Origin of the sequence: Streptomyces sp. NPDC049040 (assembly GCF_043197715.1) — a bacterium.
Lineage (GTDB): Bacteria > Actinomycetota > Actinomycetes > Streptomycetales > Streptomycetaceae > Actinacidiphila.
Genome location: NZ_JBICTO010000002.1, coordinates 749521 through 769750 on the forward strand (window position 1 = coordinate 749521; position 20230 = coordinate 769750).

Below are 20230 nucleotides of genomic sequence, written 5' to 3' on the forward strand. Positions count from 1 at the left end.
TACGCTCGGGTTGGCACCTTGATCAGGTCGCGGCCCGGGCGGGCCGGGGATGGGAGGGTCGATGCAGGGCCGACGCAGCAGTACGTTCACCCGGCTGCTCCGGCACGGCTTCACCGACCCGGCGGCCGCCGAGCGGCTGCTCGACGCGGACGAGCTGTCGGCCGTCAGGGCGGACCCGGTGCTGCTGGAGGCGCTGGGCGCGACCTCCGACCCCGACCAGGCGCTGCTGGGCCTGGTGCGGCTCGTGGAGGCGCTGGAAGCGCCGGAGCGGCAGACCCTGCTGGACACCGTGACCACCGCGAAGCCGCTGCGCGACCGGCTGCTGGGTGTGCTGGGCGCCTCAGAGGCGCTGGGCGACCACCTGGCCAGGCACCCGGCGGACTGGCACGCGCTGGTCACCTACGAGGCGGCCGACCTGCATCCGGGAGTCGCCGACTTCGAGCGCGGGCTCGCCGCCGCGACCGGCCCCGACGCGCTGCGGGCCGCCTACCGCAAGTGCCTGCTGGGGATCGCGGCCCGCGATGTGTGCGGCACCAGCGACCTGGTGCGTACCGCCGCCGAGCTGGCCGACCTCGCGACGGCCACGCTGCGCTCGGCGCTGGCCATCGCCGCCGCGGAGGCCCCGCAGGACGCCGCCGCCGCCCGCCTGGCGGTGATCGGCATGGGCAAGTGCGGCGGCCACGAGCTGAACTACGTCTCCGACGTCGATGTGATCTTCGTGGCGGAACCCGCGGAGGGCGTCGAGGAGGCCGAGGCGATGCGGGCGGCGACCCGGGTCGCCGCCCGCATGATGCGGGTGTGCTCGGACACCACCGTCGAGGGCACGATCTGGCCGGTCGACGCGAATCTGCGGCCCGAGGGGAAGAACGGCCCGCTGGTGCGCACCCTGTCCAGCCACTTGGCGTACTACGCCAGATGGGCGAAGACCTGGGAGTTCCAGGCGCTGCTCAAGGCCCGCCCGGTCGCCGGCGACCAGGCCCTCGGCGCGGAGTACATCGCCGCGATACGCCCGCTGGTGTGGCAGGCGGCCGAGCGCGAGCACTTCGTGACCGATGTGCAGCAGATGCGCCGCCGGGTGGTGGACAACATCCCGGCCGCCCAGGTGGAGCGGGAGCTGAAGCTCGGCCCCGGCGGCCTGCGGGACGTGGAGTTCGCCGTCCAGCTGCTGCAACTGGTGCACGGCCGCACCGACACCTCGCTGCGCAGCGGCACCACGCTGACCGCGCTGGCGGATCTGGCCGCGGGCGGCTACGTGGGCCGCGCCGACGCCGCCTCGCTGGACGCCGCGTACCGCTTCCTGCGACTGATGGAGCACCGCATCCAGCTGCACAAGATGCGCCGCACCCACCTGGTGCCCGACGACGAGGCGGGCCTGCGCCGCCTCGGCCGGGGACTCGGTTTCCGCTCCGAGCCGGTCGCCAGCCTGACCAGGGAGTGGAAGCGGCAGGCCATGGAGGTGCGGCGGCTGCACGAGAAGCTCTTCTACCGCCCGCTGCTGGAGTCCGTGGCGCAGCTCGGCGACGACACCCGGCTGAGCACCGGCGCGGCCCGGCAGCGCCTCCAGGCGCTCGGTTACGCCGACCCGGCCGCCGCCATGCGCCACCTGGAGGCGCTGGCCAGCGGAGTCAGCCGCAAGGCGGCGATCCAGCGCACCCTGCTGCCGGTACTGCTCGGCTGGTTCGCGGACTCCGCCGACCCGGACGCGGGGCTGCTGGGCTTCCGCAAGGTCTCCGACGCGCTCGGCAACACCCCCTGGTATCTGCGGCTGCTGCGCGACGAGGGCGCCGCGGCCCAGCGGCTCGCCCGGGTGCTCTCGTCCGGGCGGCTGGCCCCCGACCTGCTGATGCGTGCCCCCGAGGCGGTCGCCGTGCTCGGCTCGATCGACGGCGGCCTGGTGCCGCGCGACCACGCCGTGCTCGAACAGGAGGTGCTGGAGATGGTCGGCCGCGCCGGCGGCGCGGAGCAGGCCATCGCCGCGGTCCGCGGGGTCCGCAGGCGGGAGCTGTTCAGGACCGCCGCAGCCGACCTCATCGACACCTACGGCGACGACGTCCACACCGCCGGGGACCGGGTGCCCCCCGCGGACCTGGTCGACCGGGTCGGCTGCGCCGTGTTCGGGGTGACCTCGGCGACCGTCGCGGGCGCCCTGCGCGCCGCGGTCAAGGCGGTGACCGGCAACGACACCCGTCCGCTGCCCACGCGTCTCGCGGTGATCGGCATGGGCCGCTTCGGCGGCCGGGAGCTGGCCTACGGCTCGGACGCCGACGTGCTCTTCGTGCACGAGCCGCACGAAGGCGTCGACCAAGAGGAGGCGGGCCGGGCCGCGCTGGCCGTGGCGGACGAGCTGCGCAGGCTGCTGCAGATCCCCACCGCGGACCCGCCGCTGCTGGTCGACGCGGACCTGCGCCCCGAGGGCAAGAGCGGCCCGCTGGTGCGCAGCCTCGCCTCCTACGCCGCCTACTACCGCAGGTGGTCGCTGGTGTGGGAGAGCCAGGCACTGCTGCGGGCCACCCCCGTGGCGGGCGACCAGGACCTGGGGGCGCGCTTCGTCGAGCTGATCGACCCGCTGCGCTACCCGGCGGACGGCCTGGAGGACGAGGCGGTCCGCGAGATCCGCCGGCTCAAGGCGCGTATGGAGTCCGAGCGGATGCCGCGCGGCGCCGACCGCACCACGCACGCCAAACTCGGCCGCGGCGGCCTGTCCGACGTCGAGTGGACCGTCCAGCTGCTCCAGCTCCAGCACGCGGGCCGGCTGCCCGAGCTGCGGACCACCGGCACCCGGCACGCGCTGGCCGCGGCGGCGGAGGCGGGGCTGATCGAGACGGCGGACGCGGCGGTCCTGGACGAGGCCTGGGTGCTGGCCACCCGGGTGCGCAACGCGGTGATGCTGGTCCGCGGCCGGCCGGGCGACACCTTCCCCGGCGATGGCCGCGAGCTGGCTGCGGTGGCCCGCTACCTGGGCTTCGCCCCCGGCCACGTCGGCGACATGCTGGAGGACTACCGGCGCCGCACCCGGCGGGCCAGGGCCGTGGTGGACCGGCTGTTCTACGAAGGGTGACCGGAAGGACCGGTCCTGTCACCTGCCGGTGGAGCTGGCCTGCTCCTCCAGCGCCAGGGTGCCCGTCGCGTACTTCGGCAGCGCGTACACCCAGCGGCCGTAGACGAGGTAGACCACCGTGTAGCCGACGGCCAGGCACACCGCGCCCCCGACCGCGTCCATCCAGAAGTGGTTGCCGGTGGAGATGATCACCAGCAGGGTCAGCGCGGGGTAGAGCGCCCCCAGGATCCTGGCCCACAGCGGTTTGGCCAGCGTCACGATGGTGATGCCGCACCACAGCGACCAGCCGATGTGCATCGAGGGCATGGCCGCGTACTGGTTGGACACCTGGGCCAGGTTGCCCTGCGACATGGAGCCCCAGGTGTGGTGCACCATCACCGTGTCGATGAAGCCGCCGCCGGTCATCAGACGCGGCGGGGCCAGCGGATACGCCCAGAAGCCGACGAGCGCCAGCCAGGTGGTCAGGAAGACCACCAGGCGGGCAGGGCCGTACCGCCCCGGGTGGTAGATGTAGAGCCATATCAACACGCCGACCGTGATGATGAAGTGCAGGGTGGCGTAGTAGTAGTTCATCCCCACGATCAGCCACGTCACCGAGTTCACGCCGTGGTTGATGCCGCGCTCGACGGCGAGGCCGAGGTGGTGCTCGAAGGCCCAGATCGCGTCGGCGTGGCGCAGCGCCACCGCCTGCTGCTGCGGCACCGCGTTCCTGATCTGCGAGTAAAGGGTGTAACTGACACCGATCAGCAGGATCTCGAACCACAGCTTCGGGTGGCGGGGGGTGCGCACTCGCTCCAGGAGCGTATGGAACATCGCGGCTGCGCCGTCGCGGCCCGCTCCATCCGAAACACGGGAACCGGTGGAGCGCTGCGGTGCGGCGGAACGGCCTTCTGTCTTGTTCGCGGTCTTCGCAGTCGGTTCCCCCATAGGAGACCAGTCTGCCAGATCTGTCCCGTGATGCGGGTCAGCCATCCGTAGGATCGTGGGCCGTCCGGGTGACCCTCGGGGCGGTGGACTGGGCGGGCAGCGGTGCGTTCTGCCCGGTGGGACCCGCTGCCGTCGAACCGCGCACGACCAGCTCCGGCAGGAAGACGAACTCGCTGTGCGGCGCCGGGGTGCCCCCGATCTCCTCCAGCAGCGCGTTGACCGCCGCTTGGCCCATGGCCGTCACCGGCTGCCTGATGGTGGTCAGCGGCGGGTCGGTGAAGGCGATCAGCGGCGAGTCGTCGAAGCCGACCACCGAGACATCGCCCGGTACGGTCAGGCCCTGCTGCCTGGCGGCCCTGATGGCACCGAGCGCCATCATGTCGGACGCGCAGACGATCGCCGTGCACCCGTCCGCTATCAGCGCCGACGCGGCTGCCTGGCCGCCTTCGAGCGTGTACAGCGAGTGCTGGACCAGTGACAGCGCCTCGTCCTCGGCCAGGCCGAGCACGTCGGCCATGGACGCCACGAAGCCCTCGATCTTCCTGCGCACCGGGACGAAACGCTTCTGCCCCACGGCCAGGCCGATCCTGCGGTGCCCGAGCGCCGCCAGATGCGTGACCGCCAGGCGCATCGCGCCCCGGTCGTCGGGCGACACGAAGGGCGCGTTGACCTTCTCCGTGAACCCGTTGATCAGCACGAACGGCACGCCCTGCCCCTGGAGCCTGGAGTAGCGCTCCATGTCGGCGGTGCAGTCGGCGTGCAGGCCGGACACGAAGATGATGCCGGCCACCCCCCGCTCCACCAGCATCTCCACCAGCTCGTCCTCGGTGGAACCGCCCGGCGTCTGGGTGGCGAGCACCGGGGTGTAGCCCTGGCGGGTCAGCCCCTGGCCGATGATCTGCGCGAAAGCCGGGAAGATCGGGTTGTCCAGCTCGGGCGTGATCAGCCCGACCAGGCCCGCGCTGCGCTGCCGCAGCCGGACCGGGCGCTCGTACCCCAGCAGGTCGAGCGCGGCCAGCACTGATTCGCGGGTGGTGGCGGAAACCCCGGGCTTGCCGTTGAGCACCCGGCTGACCGTCGCTTCGCTGACCCCCGCCTGGGCTGCGATGTCAGCGAGCCGCGCGGTCACAGCACCGGATGCTATTGGACGGAGCGCCACCACGTCAGATCGCCCACCAAATTGCCGTGTCCCCGGCGATAGTGACGTCAATGCCGCCAACCTGGTCCAATGCTGCCGCGGCCGGGGCCGTCACGGGCGCCTGCTCCGAGCTGGCCAGCAGCGAGCGGCCGCCCGGCAGCGCCAGCGTCACCGGCTCGCGGGTCAGGTTGACCAGGCACAGGAAGCCGTCGCCCGCGCCGTCCCTGCGGAAGGCCAGCACGCCCTCGGGGGTGTCGAGCCACTGCACGGACTCGCCCGCACCCAGCGCCGGCAACTCGCGGCGCAGCGCCAGCGCCGCCCGGTACAGCTCCAGGGTGGAGCCGGGGTCGCCGGTCTGCGCCTCGACACTGAGCTGCGCCCAGCTCGCCGGCTGCGGCAGCCAGCTCGGGCCGCCCGCCGGGCCGAAGCCGTAGGGCGCCTCGCCGCCCGACCACGGGATCGGCACCCGGCAGCCGTCCCTGAAGCCGTCCTGGCCCGCGGCGCGGAAGAACGACGGGTCCTGCCGCACCTCGTCCGGCAGGTCGGTGACGTCCGGCAGGCCCAGCTCCTCGCCCTGGTAGAGGTAGGCGGAGCCGGGCAGCGCCAGCATCAGCAAGGTGGCCGCCCGCGCCCTGCGCAGGCCGAGCTCGCGGTCGCCGGCCTCGCGCAGCTGGAGGGAGTTGCCGGTGGCGGTCTCGCCGCCGGCGGGGGTGGGGTTGCCGAAGCGGGTGGCGTGCCGGGTCACGTCGTGGTTGGACAGCACCCAGGTGGCGGGGGCGCCGACCGCGCTCATGGCGGCCAGCGACTTGTCGATGACCCGGTGCAGGGCCGCCGCGTCCCACGGGGTGCCCAGGTACTCGAAGTTGAAGGCCTGGTGCAGCTCGTCCGGCCGCAGGTAGAGGGCTGCCCGCTCGATGGTCGGCGTCCACGCCTCGGCGACCCCGATCCGGTCACTGGGTGCACCTCCGGGACGGAGGCTGGGGGAGTACTCGTCCAGGATGCGCCGCCAGCCGCGGTAGATCTCGTGCACACCGTCCTGGTCGAAGTACGGCATGGGCGCGCTGCCCAGCAGCGCCAGCTGCTCGCTGTGCCCGATGTCGGGCAGGCCCGCGGCCTTGACCAGGCCGTGCGCCACGTCGATGCGGAAGCCGTCGATGCCCAGGTCGAGCCAGAAGCGCAGCACCGAGCGGAATTCGTCGTGCACCGCCGGGTGGTTCCAGTTGAAGTCGGGCTGCTCGGGGGCGAAGAGGTGCAGATACCACTCGCCCGGGGTGCCGTCCTGGTCGGTGGTCCTGGTCCAGGCCGGTCCGCCGAAGATGGACTCCCAGTCGTTGGGCGGCAGTTCGCCCTGCGGGCCCTTGCCGGGCCGGAAGTGGAAGCGGTCCCGCAGCGGCGAGCCCGGGCCGTCGCGCAGCGCCTGCTTGAACCACTCGTGCTGGTCGGAGCAGTGGTTGGGCACCACGTCCACGATGACCCGCAGATTCAGCGCGTGCGCGGTGCGCACCAGGTCGTCCGCGTCGTTGAGGTCGCCGAACATCGGGTCGACCTCGCGGTAGTCCGCCACGTCGTAGCCCGCGTCGGCCTGCGGGGAGGCGTAGAAGGGCGACAGCCACACCGCGTCCACCCCGAGGTCCCGCAGGTAGGGCAGCCGGGCGGTGATGCCGGGCAGGTCACCCATGCCGTCGCCGTTGCCGTCGGCGAAGCTGCGCGGATAGACCTGGTAGATGACCGCATCGCGCCACCAGTCTCTGTGCCCGGCGTCGGCAGCGGGAGCGGCGGCGGAACGGGGCGCGTCGGAGAGGTGCTGGCTCATGGAATCCCTTGTATGTGCGGGTATATGCGGGTGGGGGCACCTGCATGGGGGCACCCCCCGGCCCGGGGCCGGGGGAGACTCGTGGCATACGTGGCTACGGGGGTGGTGCTGGGGGTGTCAGCCCTTGGTGCCGCCGGCGGTCAGGCCGGTCACCAGGTGGCGCTGGACGAGCAGGAAGACGATCGTCGCGGGTATCGCGATCAGCACCGAGGCGGCGGTCATGCTGCCCCAGTCCGCGCGCTGGTCGGAGGCGAAGGTGCGGATGCCGACCGCGAGGGTGGAGTGGTCGCGGCCCATGAACTGCGCCGCGTAGGCGACTTCGCCCCAGGCGGTCAGGAAGCTGTAGAAGGCGGTGACGGCGAGCCCCGGGCGGGCCAGCGGCACGATCAGCCGCCAGAAGGTGCCGAACGGGCTCAGCCCGTCGACCCGGCCGGCCTCGTCGATGTCCCGCGGGATGGTGTCGAAGTAGCCCTTGAGCATCCAGGCGCAGAAGGGCACCGCGATGGTGCAGTAGACCAGGATCAGGCCGAGGTAGCTGTCGATCAGGTCGAGCTGCGCCAGCAGGTTGTACAGCGGCACGATCAGCACGGCCATCGGGAACATCTGGGTGACCAGGAAGGTCCACATCAGCGACCTGTGGCCGGGGAAGCGCATCCGGGAGATCGCGTAGCCCGCGCTGGCGGAGATCAGCACGCCGAGCACGGTGGTGGCGCCGGCCACGATCACCGAGTTGAGGAACCACTTCGGGAAGCTGGTGTGCATCAGCACGAAGCGGTAGTTGCCCAGGCCGAGGTGGTGGAGCACCTCGTGCGGCTGCTGCCAGGAGGAGCTGGGGCCCAGCGAGATGAACAGGATCCACAGCACGGGGAAGACCGCGATGGCGCTCGCGGTGAGCAGGGTGGCGTGCAGGGCGATCGAGGCGCCGCGGCTGCGCTCGCCGCGGCCGCGCGGCTTCGCCGCCGCCGCTGCCTGTGGGGTGAGGGTGCTGGCGGCGGGGCCGCTGTGGGTGGTGGCACTCATGCTGATCCGGCTCCTAGGCCTGCTCGGACTTCAACTGGCGGCGGTAGAAGGTGGAGAAGGCCACGAGGATGAGGAGGATGACGATTCCGTAGGTGGCGGCCGCGGAATAATCGGACACTCCGGTGAACGCCTTCTCGTAGGCGTATGTCACCAGGATGTCGGTGTCGCCCGTGGTGTTGTTGCCCAGCAGCAGGTAGATGATCGCGAACATGTTGAACGTCCAGACGGTGCTCAGCAGCACCACCGTGCTGGTGACCGGACGCAGCCCGGGGACCGTGACGTTGGTGAAGCGCTGGAGCGGCGAGGCGCCGTCCATCTCGGCCGCCTCGTAGAGCTCGCCCGGTATCGACTGCAGGCCGCCGAGCAGGGCGACCATCATGAAGGGCACGCCGACCCAGATGTTCACCATGATCACCGCGATCTTCTGCGACAGCGGTGTGCCGAGCCAGTCCTGCGCGGGCAGCCCGACGCCGGTGATGATGTCGTTGAAGACGCCGTACTGCGAGTTGAGCATCAGCCGCCAGGCGAAGACGCCGATGAAGGCGGGCACCGCCCAGGGCAGGATCAGGCAGAGCCGGTAGAACAGCCGGAATTTCACCTTGCGGTTGAGCAGCATCGCCATCGCGAGCCCGATGGCGTAGGTGATCGCCACGCAGCAGACGGTCCACACGATCGTCCACTCGAAGCGCGGGTAGAAGTCGCCGTCCTTGCCCGACAGCACCTGCCAGTAGTTGTGCAGGCCCACCCAGTGGTAGCTGGCGCCGATGTGGACCGGGCCGATGTCCTTGGCGACGTTGGTCTCGTTGGCGTCGGTCAGCGACAGGTAGGCGCCGTAGCCGAGCGGATAGAAGACCAGGACCGCCAGCACGATCACGACCGGGGCGACCATCGCCCAGGCGTACCAGTGCCGGTCCCAGGAACGCCTGATCGAGGTCATCAGGCCGGGCCGCGGCTCGCGCGGCGGGCGGGCGGCCGTCCCCAGGGCGGGGTCGTCCAAGCGTGCGGTGGTCATCGCTCCTCGGCTCTTTCGTCTCTGGCGGCCGGATGGCTCGCGGTCCGCGGCTCGCGGTGTACGGCTGACGGCCGGCGGCCCGCGGGGGAGCGCGGGGCGCCGGTGACCGGACCGGCCGGCCGGGCGCGTGGGCCCCGTACGCCCTGTGGCGGGCGGGGCCCCGGCCGGCCGATCCGGAACTGGGGGCCGGCTACTGCACGGTGTAGCCGGGCAGCAGCTTGCCGAACTCCTTGGCCGCGGCGTCCAGGCCGTCCTGGACCGAGGTCTTGCCCTGGAGGATCTTGATGTATTCCTGCTGGAGCGGCGTGAACAGGCTGCCCACCTGCGGCAGCGCGACCCGCGGCCGCGCGGTGTCCATGATCGGCTTGAAGCCGGCGATGGTCTGGTTCTTGAGCACCTCTGCGGTGTAGGCGGAGGTCCTGGTCGGCAGGGTGCCGTTCTTCAGCGCGATCGTCTGCTGGCTTGCGGACGACGTCATGAACTGGGTGAACAGGTAGGCCGCGTCGATGTTCTTCGAGCCCTGGTAGACCGCCAGGTCGTGGCCGCCGGTGGGCGCCAGCGCCTTGCCGGTGGTGCCGGCCGGCACCGGGGCGTAGCCGAGGTTGGCCTCCTTGCCCTGGAAGGCGGACCCGGTCAGGTCGTCGCCGACCGACCACGGGCCCTGGATCAGCATGGCGACCTTGCCGGTCTTGAAGGAGGTCTGCATGTTGTCGTACGCGCTGGCGAAGTCGACCTTCAGCGAGGAGGTGTCGTAGACCTTCTTCGCCTCGGTGACCGCCTTGACGGCCTCGGGCGAGTTGATCGTGACCTTCTTGCCGGCCGGGTCGGCCAGGTCGGCGCCCTCGCCGAACAGCATCGGGAAGAGGAAGTACGAGTCGGGGTTGACGTACGTGCCGGCGACACCGGGCACCTTCGCCTTGATGGTCGCGGAGTCGGCGATCAGCTCGTCCCAGGTGGCCGGGGGAGTGGTGATCCCGGCCTTGGCGAAGATGTCCTTGTTGTAGAGCAGGCCGAGGGTGTCGGTCACCGACGGCACGCCGTAGGTCTTGCCCTCGTACTTGGTGGTGTTCATCGGGCCCGCCACGAAGTCCTGCGTGTCGGTCAGCGCCGCGGTGCCGTCCAGCGGGGCGATGTAGTGGAGTGAGGCGTACTCGGGGATCAGCCCGACGTCGGTTCTCACCACGTCCGGGGCGCCCTTGCCGCTCTGCGCCGCCGCCTTGAACTTCTGCTCCACGGTCGTGAAGTCGACGTTCTGGTAATCGACCTTGATGTTGGGGTACTTCGCCTCGAAGTCCTTGATGAGGGCCTGGTAGGTCGGGGCCTCGTTCTTGGCGTCCGAGGTGTCCCAGTAGGTGATCGTCCCGGAGACCGCCGCCGGGTCCTTGGCCGCCGCCCCCTTGTCGTTCTTGTCGTCGCTACCACTACCGCCACAGGCGGTGACCCCGAGAACGATGGCCGCGGCCATCGCCACGGCGGATATGCCGCGTCGCATACCTGACTCCTTGATGAGGGAAGTGCCCGTTCGCCCTGGCCAGGCTGGCTGCCGGCCGCTGTCGTCCCAACGGGGCCGCTCGGGCTGGGCAGGAACGTAACAGCGATGTAATGGTTTGCGAAAGAGGCTGCAAGAAACTTTCCGCAAGATCCTTCATCCGTGACGCCCCCGTGATCCGGGCGTGTCGTCGCGGGGTCGCCGTGGGGTCGCCCCGTAGCCCCCGGCGCACTCCCCGGCGCCCCCGCGGCGCGCGGACCGGCCGGGTCGCGGCACCGGCCGCGGGGATCGTCGCGGAAACTGCTTACAGAGTCTTGCTGCAACGGCCCGTTGGGGGATACGTTCCCGCTCAGCTTCGGCACCGACGCCGCAGTGGCGACCGGTTCATGCGCGTGGACCCGGGCGCGAGGCTGTCCCCAGCAAGGAGAACCGCCCGTGGCCCTGGAGTTCAGGCTGCCCGCATTCAGGACGCGCCGCCGCGCCTCCGACCCCCTGCCGGGGTCCCGCACCGGCCGGGGGCCCGGCCGGGGGTCCCCCGCCGGCCGCAGGCGCTGGGGGAGGGTCGCCGCCGCCACCGCCTTCACCGCGCTGGCCGCGTTCGTCCAACCGGCCTACGCGCACGGCTCGCCGCAGCCGCCGGCCCCGCCGTCCGACCGGGCGCTCGCGGGACAGGCCGCCCGGCACGACGACACGCGCGAGCAGTTCTACTTCGTGATGCCGGACCGCTTCGCCGACGGCGACAAGGCCAACGACACCGGCGGCCTGACCGGCAGCCGGCTGAGCACCGGCTACGACCCCACGGACAAGGGCTTCTACCAGGGCGGCGACCTCAAGGGCCTCACGCAGAAGCTGGACTACATCAAGGGCCTGGGCACCACCGCGATCTGGATGGCGCCGATCTTCAAGAACCAGCCGGTGCAGGGCACAGGAACCGCGGGAGTCTCCGCCGGCTACCACGGCTACTGGATCACCGACTTCACCCAGGTGGACCCGCACTTCGGCACCAACGACGACCTGAGGAAGCTGATATCCGCGGCCCACGCCAAGGGCATGAAGATCTTCTTCGACGTCATCACCAACCACACCGCCGACGTCATCGGCAACACCGAGGACACGTACGGCTACCTGTCCAAGGGCGCCTTCCCCTACCTGTCCGCCGACGGCACCCCCTTCGACGACGACACCTACGCCGGGGGCTCTGCGGCCTTCCCGAAGGTCACCGCCGCGTCCTTCCCGCGCACCCCGACCGTGCCCGCGGACAGCGCGAACGCCAAGGTCCCCGCCTGGCTCAACGACCCCACGATGTACCACAACCGCGGCGACTCCACCTTCGCGGGCGAGAGCGCCGACCAGGGCGACTTCACCGGCCTCGACGACCTGTGGACGCAGCGGCCCGAGGTCGTGCACGGCATGGAGCAGATCTACGAGAAGTGGGTCAGGGACTTCGCGATCGACGGCTTCCGCATCGACACCGTCAAGAACGTCGACCTGCCCTTCTGGACCCAGTGGGCGACCGCCCTGGACAGCTACGCGGCGGAGCACGGCCGGAAGAACTTCTTCATGTTCGGCGAGACCTACGACGCCGACCCGGCCGTCACCTCCCCCTACGTCACCCAGGGACGGCTCGACGCGACGCTGGACTTCCCGTTCCAGGACGCGGCCCGCGGCTACGCCTCGCAGGGCGCGGCACCCGGCAGGCTCGCCGGCGTCTACGGGCAGGACTACCGCTACACGACCGACAAGGCCAACGCGTACGAGGAGGTCACCTTCCTCGGCAACCACGACATGGGCCGCATCGGCAGCTTCCTCGCCCAGGACAACCCGGGCGCGGACGACGCGGAGCTGCTCGCGCGCGACGAGCTGGCCAATGCGGTGATGTTCCTCGGCCGCGGCAACCCGGTGGTCTACTACGGCGACGAGCAGGGCTTCACCGGCGCCCCCGGCGGCGACAAGAACGCCCGGCAGACGATGTTCGCCTCCCAGGTCGCCGACTACCTCGACGACGACGAGATCGGCACCTCCCGCACCGCGGCCAGTGACGCCTACGACCCGCAGCACACCCTCTACCGTGCGATCGCCGCGCTGTCCCGGCTCACCAAGGACCACCCGGCGCTGCGCGACGGCGTGCAGACCGAGCGCTACACCGCGCCCGGCACCGGCCCCGGGGTCTACGCCTACTCCCGTACCGACGCCGCGAGCCGCGACGACTACCTGGTCGCCCTCAACAACGCCACCACCGCCAGGACCGTGACCCTGCCGACCGGCAACACCGCGGGCGCCGCCTACCAGGGCCTCTACGGCACGACCGGCACCAGCGCCACCGCCGCCGACGGGACCCTCACCCTCACCGTGCCGCCGCTCCAGGCCGTCGTCCTGCACGCCGCCAAGCCGCTGCCCGCGCCCGCGGGCGCCCCGCACCTGGCCCTCACCCCGCCCGCGGCCGGCGCGACCGGCACCGTCGAACTGTCCGCCGACGTCACCGGCGGCGGGCTGAACAGGGTCGTCTTCGCCGCGCAGGTCGGCAACGCCCCCTGGAAGGTGCTCGGCTCCGCCGACCACGCGCCCTACAAGGTCACCCAGGTCCTCGACCAGAAGACGGCGGCCGGCACACCGGTGCGCTACAAGGCCGTCGTGGTCGACGCCGCGGGGCGTACCGCCTCGGCGACCGCCGCCACCGTCACCGGCGCCGCGCCGGTCACCGCCCCGCCGACCGCGATCAGCCACGACTACGCGATCGTCCACTACCGGCGCACCGACGCGGACTACGCCGACTGGGGCCTCTACGCCTGGGGCGACATCGCCGACGGCGAGGCGACCACCTGGCCGGCCGGCCACCCGTTCACCGGCCGCGATGCCTACGGGGCCTTCGCCTACGTGAAGCTCAAGCCGGGCGCGTCCAGCGTCGGCTTCATCGTGGTGGACAGGAACGGCGTCAAGGACACCGACGGCGACCGCACCATCGACCTGGGCACCAGCGGCGAGGTGTGGATCACCCAGGGCAGCCCGGCGGTGGCCACCAGCGCCCCGGACGGCGCCTACCCGCCGCAGGACACCGCGAAGGCCGTCCTGCACTACCACCGGGACGGGGACACCTCCCAGGCCGGAGGCTCCGGGGGTGGCGACTACACCGGCTGGGGCCTGCACGTCTGGAGCGGTGCCGCGAACCCCACCGACTGGTCCGCGCCGATCCTGCCCAGCCGCTTCGACTCCTACGGCGCCGTCTACGAGGTGCCGCTCGCCGCTGGCGCCACCTCGCTCAGCTACATCCTGCACAACGGCGACACCAAGGACCTGCCCAGCGACCAGTCCCTCGACCTGACCGGCACGGGCCACGAGGTGTGGCTGCTGGGCGGCACCCCCGCGTACCTGCTGCCGCAGCCCCAGGGCAGCGGCGCAGACCTGGACCTGGCCAAGGCGCAGGCCCAGTGGATCGACCGCGACACCGTCGCCTGGCAGACCAGCGCCCCCTCGCTGTCCCAGCAGCTCGTCTACGCCCCCGACGGCGGCATCACCGTCAAGGACGGCGCCCTGTCCGACGAGGGCCACTGGCTGCGCTTGCAGAAGGTCCCCGGCGGCCTCACCGCGGCGCAGCTCGCCCGATTCCCCCAGCTGAAGGGCTATTCGGCCTTCACCGTCGACCCGCGCGACCGCGGCCGGGTGCGCGACGCCCTGCGCGGGCAGCTCATCGCCACCCAGCGGGCGGCCAGCGGAGCCCTGCTGGCGGCCACCGGGGTGCAGACCCAGGGCATCCTGGACGACCTCTACTCAGGCGCCGCACAAAAGGCCGTGCTCGGCCCGGTGTTCAGCCACGGCAAGCCCAGCCTGTCGGTGTGGGCGCCGACCGCCCACAGCGTCGCGGTGGAGATCGGCGGCCGCACCGTCCCGATGAAGGAGGACCAGGCAAGCGGCGTCTGGTCGGTCACCGGCACCCCCTCGTGGACCGGTGAGCCGTACCGCTACGACGTGACCGTCTGGGCGCCCGGCGTGCAGCGGCTCGTCGTCAACAAGGTCACCGACCCCTACTCCGTGGCCCTCACCGCCGACTCCGGGCAGAGCCTGCTGGTGAACCTGGACGACCCGGCACTCGCCCCCAAGGGGTGGGCGCGGCAGCGCAAGCCGGCCGCCGTGCCGATGAGCCAGGCGGAGATCCAGGAACTGCACGTCCGCGACTTCTCCGTCGCCGACACCACGGTCCCGGCCGCCGACCGCGGCAAGTACGCCGCCTTCACCGACACCTCCTCGGCCGGCATGACCCATCTGCGGGACCTGGCCAGGGCGGGCGTCAACTACGTCCACCTGCTGCCGGTGTTCGACTTCGCGACCGTGCCCGAGCGGGCCGCCGACCAGACCGCCCCGGCCTGCGACCTGGCCGCCTACGGTCCGTCAAGTGACAAGCAGCAGGCCTGCGTCACCGCGCAGCAGGCCACCGACGCGTACAACTGGGGCTACGACCCCTACCACTTCACGGTGCCCGAAGGCTCCTACGCCAAGGACCCGGACGGCACCGGGCGGACGGTGGAATTCCGGCAGATGGTGCAGGGGCTCAACAGCGCCGGGCTGCGGGTGGTGATGGACGTGGTCTACAACCACACCTCCGCCGCGGGCCAGGCCGACACCTCCGTACTCGACAAGATCGTGCCCGGCTACTACCAGCGCCTGATGGCCGACGGCTCGGTCGCCACCTCCACCTGCTGCTCGGGCACCGCGCCGGAGAACGCCATGATGGGCAAGCTCGTCGTGGACTCGATCGTCACCTGGGCCAAGGAGTACAAGGTCGACGGCTTCCGCTTCGACCTCATGGGCCACCACCCGAAGGCGAACATCCTCGCCGTCCGCAAGGCCCTGGACGCGCTCACCGTCGCCAAGGACGGAGTCGACGGCAAGAAGATCATCCTCTACGGCGAGGGCTGGAACTTCGGCGAGGCCGCCGACGACGCGCGCTTCGTCCAGGCCACCCAGGCCAACATGGCGGGCACCGGCATCGCCACCTTCTCCGACAGGTCGCGGGACGCCGTACGCGGCGGCAGCCCCTTCGACGCCGACCCCGGCATCCAGGGCTTCGCCTCCGGCCTCTACACCGACCCCAACTCCTCCACCGCCAACGGCACCCCGGCCGAGCAGAAGGCCAGGCTGCTGCACTACCAGGACCTCATCAAGGTCGGACTCACCGGAAACCTGCGGCAGTTCGCCTTCACCGACTCGGCCGGCAAGCAGGTCACCGGCGCCGAGATCGACTACAACGGCGCGCCCGCCGGATACGCCGACGCACCCGGTGACGCGCTCGCGTACGCCGACGCGCACGACAACGAGTCGCTCTACGACGCGCTGACCTACAAGCTCCCGGCCGGCACGCCGGCCGCCGACCGGGCCAGGATGCAGGTCATCGCCGAGGCCACCGCGGCGCTCTCGCAGGGCCCCGCGCTCGCCCAGGCGGGCTCCGACCTGCTGCGCTCCAAGTCGCTCGACCGCAATTCCTTCGACTCGGGCGACTGGTTCAACGCCATCCACTGGTCGTGCCGGCAGGGCAACGGCATCGGCCGGGGCCTGCCGCCCGCGGCCGACAACCAGGACAAGTGGCCCTACGCCACGCCCCTGCTGACCGACCCGGCCGCGGTCCCCTCGTGCGCCGAGATCGACGGCGCGTCCGCCGCCTACCAGGACCTGCTGCGGATCCGCACGAGCGAGCCGGCCTTCCACCTGGCCACCGCAGGCCAGGTGCAGCACGATCTGGCCTTCCCGCTGTCCGGGTCCGCCGAGACCCCGGGCGTCATCACCATGACCGCGGGCGACCTGGTGGTGGTCTTCAACGCCACCCCGCAGGCGCAGGACCAGAGCGTCGCGTCCCTGGCCGGTACCCGCTACGCCCTGCACCCGGTGCAGGCCGCCGGGTCCGACCCGGTGGTCAAGCACGCGGCCTACGCCGTGTCGACCGGCACCTTCTCGGTCCCGGCCCGCACGGTGGCCGTCTTCACCCGCACCCCCTGACCCGGGGCGCACAGCCGGGCCCCCGGGGGTTCTCCCCGAGGGCCCGGCCATGCGGGCGTCCGCGGCGGCGGGGAAGGCCGACCGCCGGGGACGGGCACCAGGGGCACCGGGCAGGGGCGCTCAGGAATCGGCCAGCGGATGGAGGACCAGGCCCGTGGCGGTGCGGGCGGAAAGCGTGGCGCGGGTGCCGCGCGGGGCCGGCACCGCCAGGAAGCGCCCCGACGCACCCGCGGTGACGCCGTCCGTGGCGGTGAGCGAGACGACGTCCCGGCTCCCCGCGGCGAGCACGTACCAGCGGCCGGCCGGGGACTGCCACATCACCCCGGCCATGACGTTCCGCCCGAAGCGGCCGCACGCGCTGCCGTCGCTCTGCTGTCCTGCGGGAGTGCCGGGCGCCGCGGCCGCGGCGCCCGGCGGCACGAACCTGACCGTCGCGCGGCCGGGCCCGCGCCAGGTGTCCGCCCGGTCGCAGGCCCACACCGCCGACCCGGCGCCGTCGGGCAGCACCGTGCTGGCGAACTCCCAGTCGTTGACGGACCGCACCCCCCGGCCGCGCAGCTCGCCGAGCCGGCAGGCGCCGTGCGCCCAGCCGGCCAGTGCCTGCGGCCCTGTGGCCTCGCGCGGGGAGCGGGCCGCGACGCCCGCGACGGGTGGCGGGGTGAAGGTCAGATGCACCGGGCTGAGGTCGCCGAGGTCGGTGAGCAGAAAGGAGTGCCGCTCCACGATCGCGGCGGAGGACCGCAGTTGCAGCGCCGGCCAGGTCGTACCGCAGGCACCGGCCGCCACCCCGGCGCCGGGCATGCGCACCGGGTCGGTGGTGCCGTCCGCGGCCCTGTGCAGGGCGGTGGCGGGCCGGTCGGGCCGCAGCAGGTCGCGGGTGTCGGCGGCGCTGACCCAGGGGGCGGTCAGGAAGCGGGTGTTGCCGTCGACCCGGTCGACGACGACCGCAGCGGCCGTGGTGAGGTCGGCGCCCGACACCTGCGCGAAGTCCAGCGCGGCGTCCCCGCCGCCGCTGCGGGCCTGGGCGTAGCGGACCAGCCGCAGCCCGTCGTAGAAGAGCACCACCGTGGCGCTGTCGACGTCGCCCGCGTAGAGGAGCTGCGGCGGCTGCGACGGCGCGGTCCGTGGGGTGCCGGGGGTCGCGGCGACCTTCACGGACGCCGCCGGGCGCGCCCACACCGCGAGCGCCCTGCGCAGCAGCGCGCTGTCCGAGGCCCGGTCGCCCCGGGCCGGCCACGCGGTGAAGTCGAGCCGGGACGTGGCGGTCCAGGCCCGCGGCCCGATCCGGATGACCGCCGCCGGGTCCAGCGCCCGCGCGGCGTCCGCGTCCGCGCCCGGCGACCCCGCGGAGTCGTACGGTTCCGGCGAACCACCGCGGGTGGACACCACCAGCAGCGCCGCGCAGACGAGGACCGCCCCCATCGCGACGAGCCCGGCCCTGGCGCGCTGCCGCCGCCGCAGCAGATCGGTGGGCCGCACCTGGACCGTGCACGGGTCGAACTCGCCCGCCGCCAGCAGCCGGTGGTCGTTGTCGACGGCCGCCGCGGCCATCACCGCGCCCACCGCGTCGGTGGCGCCGGCCGCCGCCAGGATCTCCCTGGCCGCGTGCTCGTCCAGGTCCTCCACGCCGAGCAGGGCGTAGGCCGCCCGCGCCGCGGGCGGCAGCGCGGCCAGCGCCCGGTCCAGGGCGAGTTCGTCGCTGCCGCCGGCCTGCGGGTGCAGCCGCAGGCCCACCACCTGCGGCAGCGCGGCGCCGGCCAGCACGCCGCGCGCCCACCCCGACTGCCTGCCATGCGCCAAGGCCCCGCGTAGCACCTCGCGGCGCAGCAGCGCGTACACCCCTTCGCCGCCCGACGAGGTGAGGGCGACACGCAGTGACCGCTGGGCGAGCCGGTGCGCGATGAGCACCCTGCGGTGCCGCCCCGTCGTGGCGGGCAGCGCCAGGTAGGCCAGCCGCACCAGCCTCGGATAATGCTCGACCAGTGCCGCCTCGGCCTCCGCCACCGGGATGTGCCCGGCGGCCTTCTTCGCGGACGCGGACAGCGCGCGTGACGGTCGGCTCTTCACTCTGCGTCAAACGACTCACACCGGTGATGGTCACCCGCGCGTGTGTCCCGGCACGGCGAAGGGCGCCCGTCCGGGTGACGGGCGCCCTTTCGCGACCGCGGGGAGGCGGTTGCCGTGCGGGATGCGGATCAGACCAGGCCGGCCTTCTCCAGCGCGCTGCCGCAGGTGTCCACGATCAGCCGGGTCACGACGTACGGGTCGACGTTGGCGTTCGGCCTGCGGTCCTCGATGTAACCCTTCTGGTCCACCTCGACCTGCCACGGGATGCGCACGGAGGCGCCGCGGTTCGAGACGCCGTAGCTGTACTCGTTCCACGGGGCGGTCTCGTGCGCGCCGGTGAGCCGGCCCTCGACGCCCGCGCCGTAGTTCTTGATGTGCTCCAGCGGCTTGTCGTCGCGGCCGAGCGACTCGGCGGCCTCGATGATCGCCGCGTAGTTCTCGCGCATCGCCTTGGTGGAGAAGTTGGTGTGCGCCCCGGCGCCGTTCCAGTCGCCCTTGGCGGGCTTGGGGTCGAGCGTCGCGGAGATGCCGAAGTCCTCCGCGGTGCGGTAGAGCAGCCAGCGGGCGACCCACAGGTGGTCGGAGACCTCGAGCGGGCTGAGCGGGCCGACCTGGAACTCCCACTGGCCGGGCATGACCTCGGCGTTGATGCCGGAGATGCCGATACCGGCGGCCAGGCAGTTCTCCAGGTGCTTCTCCACGACGGGGCGGCCGAAGATCTCGTCGGCGCCGACACCGCAGTAGTAGCCGCCCTGCGGGGCGGGGAAGCCGTTCTCAGGGAAGCCCAGCGGGCGCGAGCCCTGGAAGAAGGTGTACTCCTGCTCGATGCCGAACAGCGACTCCTGGTCCGCGAACTTCTCGGCGATCTCGCGCAGCGCGGCGCGGGTGTTGGACTCGTGCGGGGTGCCGTCGATGTTGAAGACCTCGCACATCACCAGCACGTCGTCGCCACCGCGGATCGGGTCGGGGAACGACGCGACCGGCTTGAGTACCCGGTCCGAGGCGTGGCCTTCGGCCTGGTTGGTGCTCGAGCCGTCGAAGCCCCAGATCGGAAGCTCGGCGCCGTCGGCAAGGATCCGCGTCTTGGACCGGAGCTTCGCAGTGGGCGAGGTGCCGTCTATCCAGATGTACTCAGCCTTGTAGGTCACGGTGACGCCATCCTTAACGAACGTGAGCGCGGGAGCGGCCGAGCTGCGCTGATCGGTCCGAAGGCAGCGTCGCAAGGACGGTTTTCCCGAGCGTTGCCCCTGTGTTAACGGGATGTAACCGAGGTGCGGGGGCCCGCCGACCTGCGACGTGAGACGCCTGCCGCCGCCCGAACCCGCCGGGATAGGGTCCGAGCCATGCCGCATACCACCGTGGAATACTCCGGATCGCTCGCAGAATCCCTCGACCGGCCCGCTTTCTGCAAGGCCCTGCACGAGGCCCTGGTCACCGTCGCGGGGGGCCGCGCGGGCGGTTGCAAGACCCGTTTCGTACGCCATGACGACCTCTTCATCGACGACGGCGCGCCCCACCACGCCATGGTCCACGTCGAGATGTCCCTGCTGTCGGGACGCACCCCGCAGACCAAGCGGGCCCTCACCGAGGCCGTGCTCGCCGCGCTGCGCGAACACACCGCTCCCACCCCGCACCTGGCGGTGCAGTTCTCCGTCGACCTCCGCGACCTGGACCGCGACGCCTACGTGGGCCACCAAGAGCCGCAGACCGCGTCATGACAA

General features: G+C 72.1%; 11 protein-coding genes. 3 read left to right on the forward strand and 8 right to left on the reverse strand.

Annotation, left to right across the window (positions count from 1 at the left end):
• Positions 1-61: 61 nt before the first annotated feature.
• Entirely contained in the window at positions 62-3058 is a 2997-nt protein-coding gene (locus tag ACGFMP_RS08235; protein ID WP_393671071.1) for a bifunctional [glutamine synthetase] adenylyltransferase/[glutamine synthetase]-adenylyl-L-tyrosine phosphorylase, read from the forward strand.
• Between the two features lie 18 nt (positions 3059-3076).
• Here ACGFMP_RS08235 and ACGFMP_RS08240 read toward each other — a convergent pair whose 3' ends face one another.
• The 6 genes from ACGFMP_RS08240 to ACGFMP_RS08265 form a co-directional block, all read right to left on the reverse strand.
• A complete protein-coding gene (locus ACGFMP_RS08240) occupies positions 3077-3985 on the reverse strand; it encodes a phosphatase PAP2 family protein (protein WP_393671072.1) in 909 nt (302 codons plus the stop codon).
• Positions 3986-4022: 37 nt separating this feature from the next.
• Positions 4023-5114 carry a LacI family DNA-binding transcriptional regulator gene (locus ACGFMP_RS08245; protein WP_393671074.1) on the reverse strand — a complete coding sequence of 364 codons (1092 nt, stop codon included), beginning with the start codon at positions 5112-5114 and terminating at the stop codon, positions 4023-4025.
• Positions 5115-5148: 34 nt separating this feature from the next.
• Complete coding sequence (locus ACGFMP_RS08250) at positions 5149-6936, reverse strand: glycoside hydrolase family 13 protein (RefSeq protein ID WP_393671075.1); 1788 nt, start codon at positions 6934-6936, stop codon at positions 5149-5151.
• Positions 6937-7053: 117 nt separating this feature from the next.
• Complete coding sequence (locus ACGFMP_RS08255) at positions 7054-7956, reverse strand: sugar ABC transporter permease (protein WP_393671076.1); 903 nt, start codon at positions 7954-7956, stop codon at positions 7054-7056.
• 13 nt (positions 7957-7969) lie between these two features.
• Entirely contained in the window at positions 7970-8968 is a 999-nt protein-coding gene (locus tag ACGFMP_RS08260) for a carbohydrate ABC transporter permease (protein ID WP_393671077.1), read from the reverse strand.
• A 190-nt stretch (positions 8969-9158) separates the two neighbouring features.
• Complete coding sequence (locus ACGFMP_RS08265; RefSeq protein WP_393671079.1) at positions 9159-10460, reverse strand: extracellular solute-binding protein; 1302 nt, start codon at positions 10458-10460, stop codon at positions 9159-9161.
• Positions 10461-10949: 489 nt separating this feature from the next.
• On the opposite strand from ACGFMP_RS08265, the gene pulA reads away from it, so the two are divergent.
• Entirely contained in the window at positions 10950-16442 is a 5493-nt protein-coding gene (gene pulA, locus ACGFMP_RS08270; protein ID WP_393671378.1) for a pullulanase-type alpha-1,6-glucosidase, read from the forward strand.
• Positions 16443-16562: 120 nt separating this feature from the next.
• Here pulA and ACGFMP_RS08275 read toward each other — a convergent pair whose 3' ends face one another.
• The gene (locus tag ACGFMP_RS08275; RefSeq protein ID WP_393671080.1) at positions 16563-18509 is read right to left on the reverse strand and encodes a hypothetical protein; all 1947 of its coding nucleotides are present in this window, start codon (positions 18507-18509) and stop codon (positions 16563-16565) included.
• Between the two features lie 128 nt (positions 18510-18637).
• A complete protein-coding gene (gene glnII, locus ACGFMP_RS08280) occupies positions 18638-19657 on the reverse strand; it encodes a glutamine synthetase (RefSeq protein WP_393671082.1) in 1020 nt (339 codons plus the stop codon).
• Between the two features lie 195 nt (positions 19658-19852).
• Here glnII and ACGFMP_RS08285 point away from each other — a divergent pair, with 195 nt between their 5' ends.
• Entirely contained in the window at positions 19853-20227 is a 375-nt protein-coding gene (locus ACGFMP_RS08285; protein ID WP_393671083.1) for a 5-carboxymethyl-2-hydroxymuconate Delta-isomerase, read from the forward strand.
• Positions 20228-20230 lie beyond the last annotated feature (3 nt).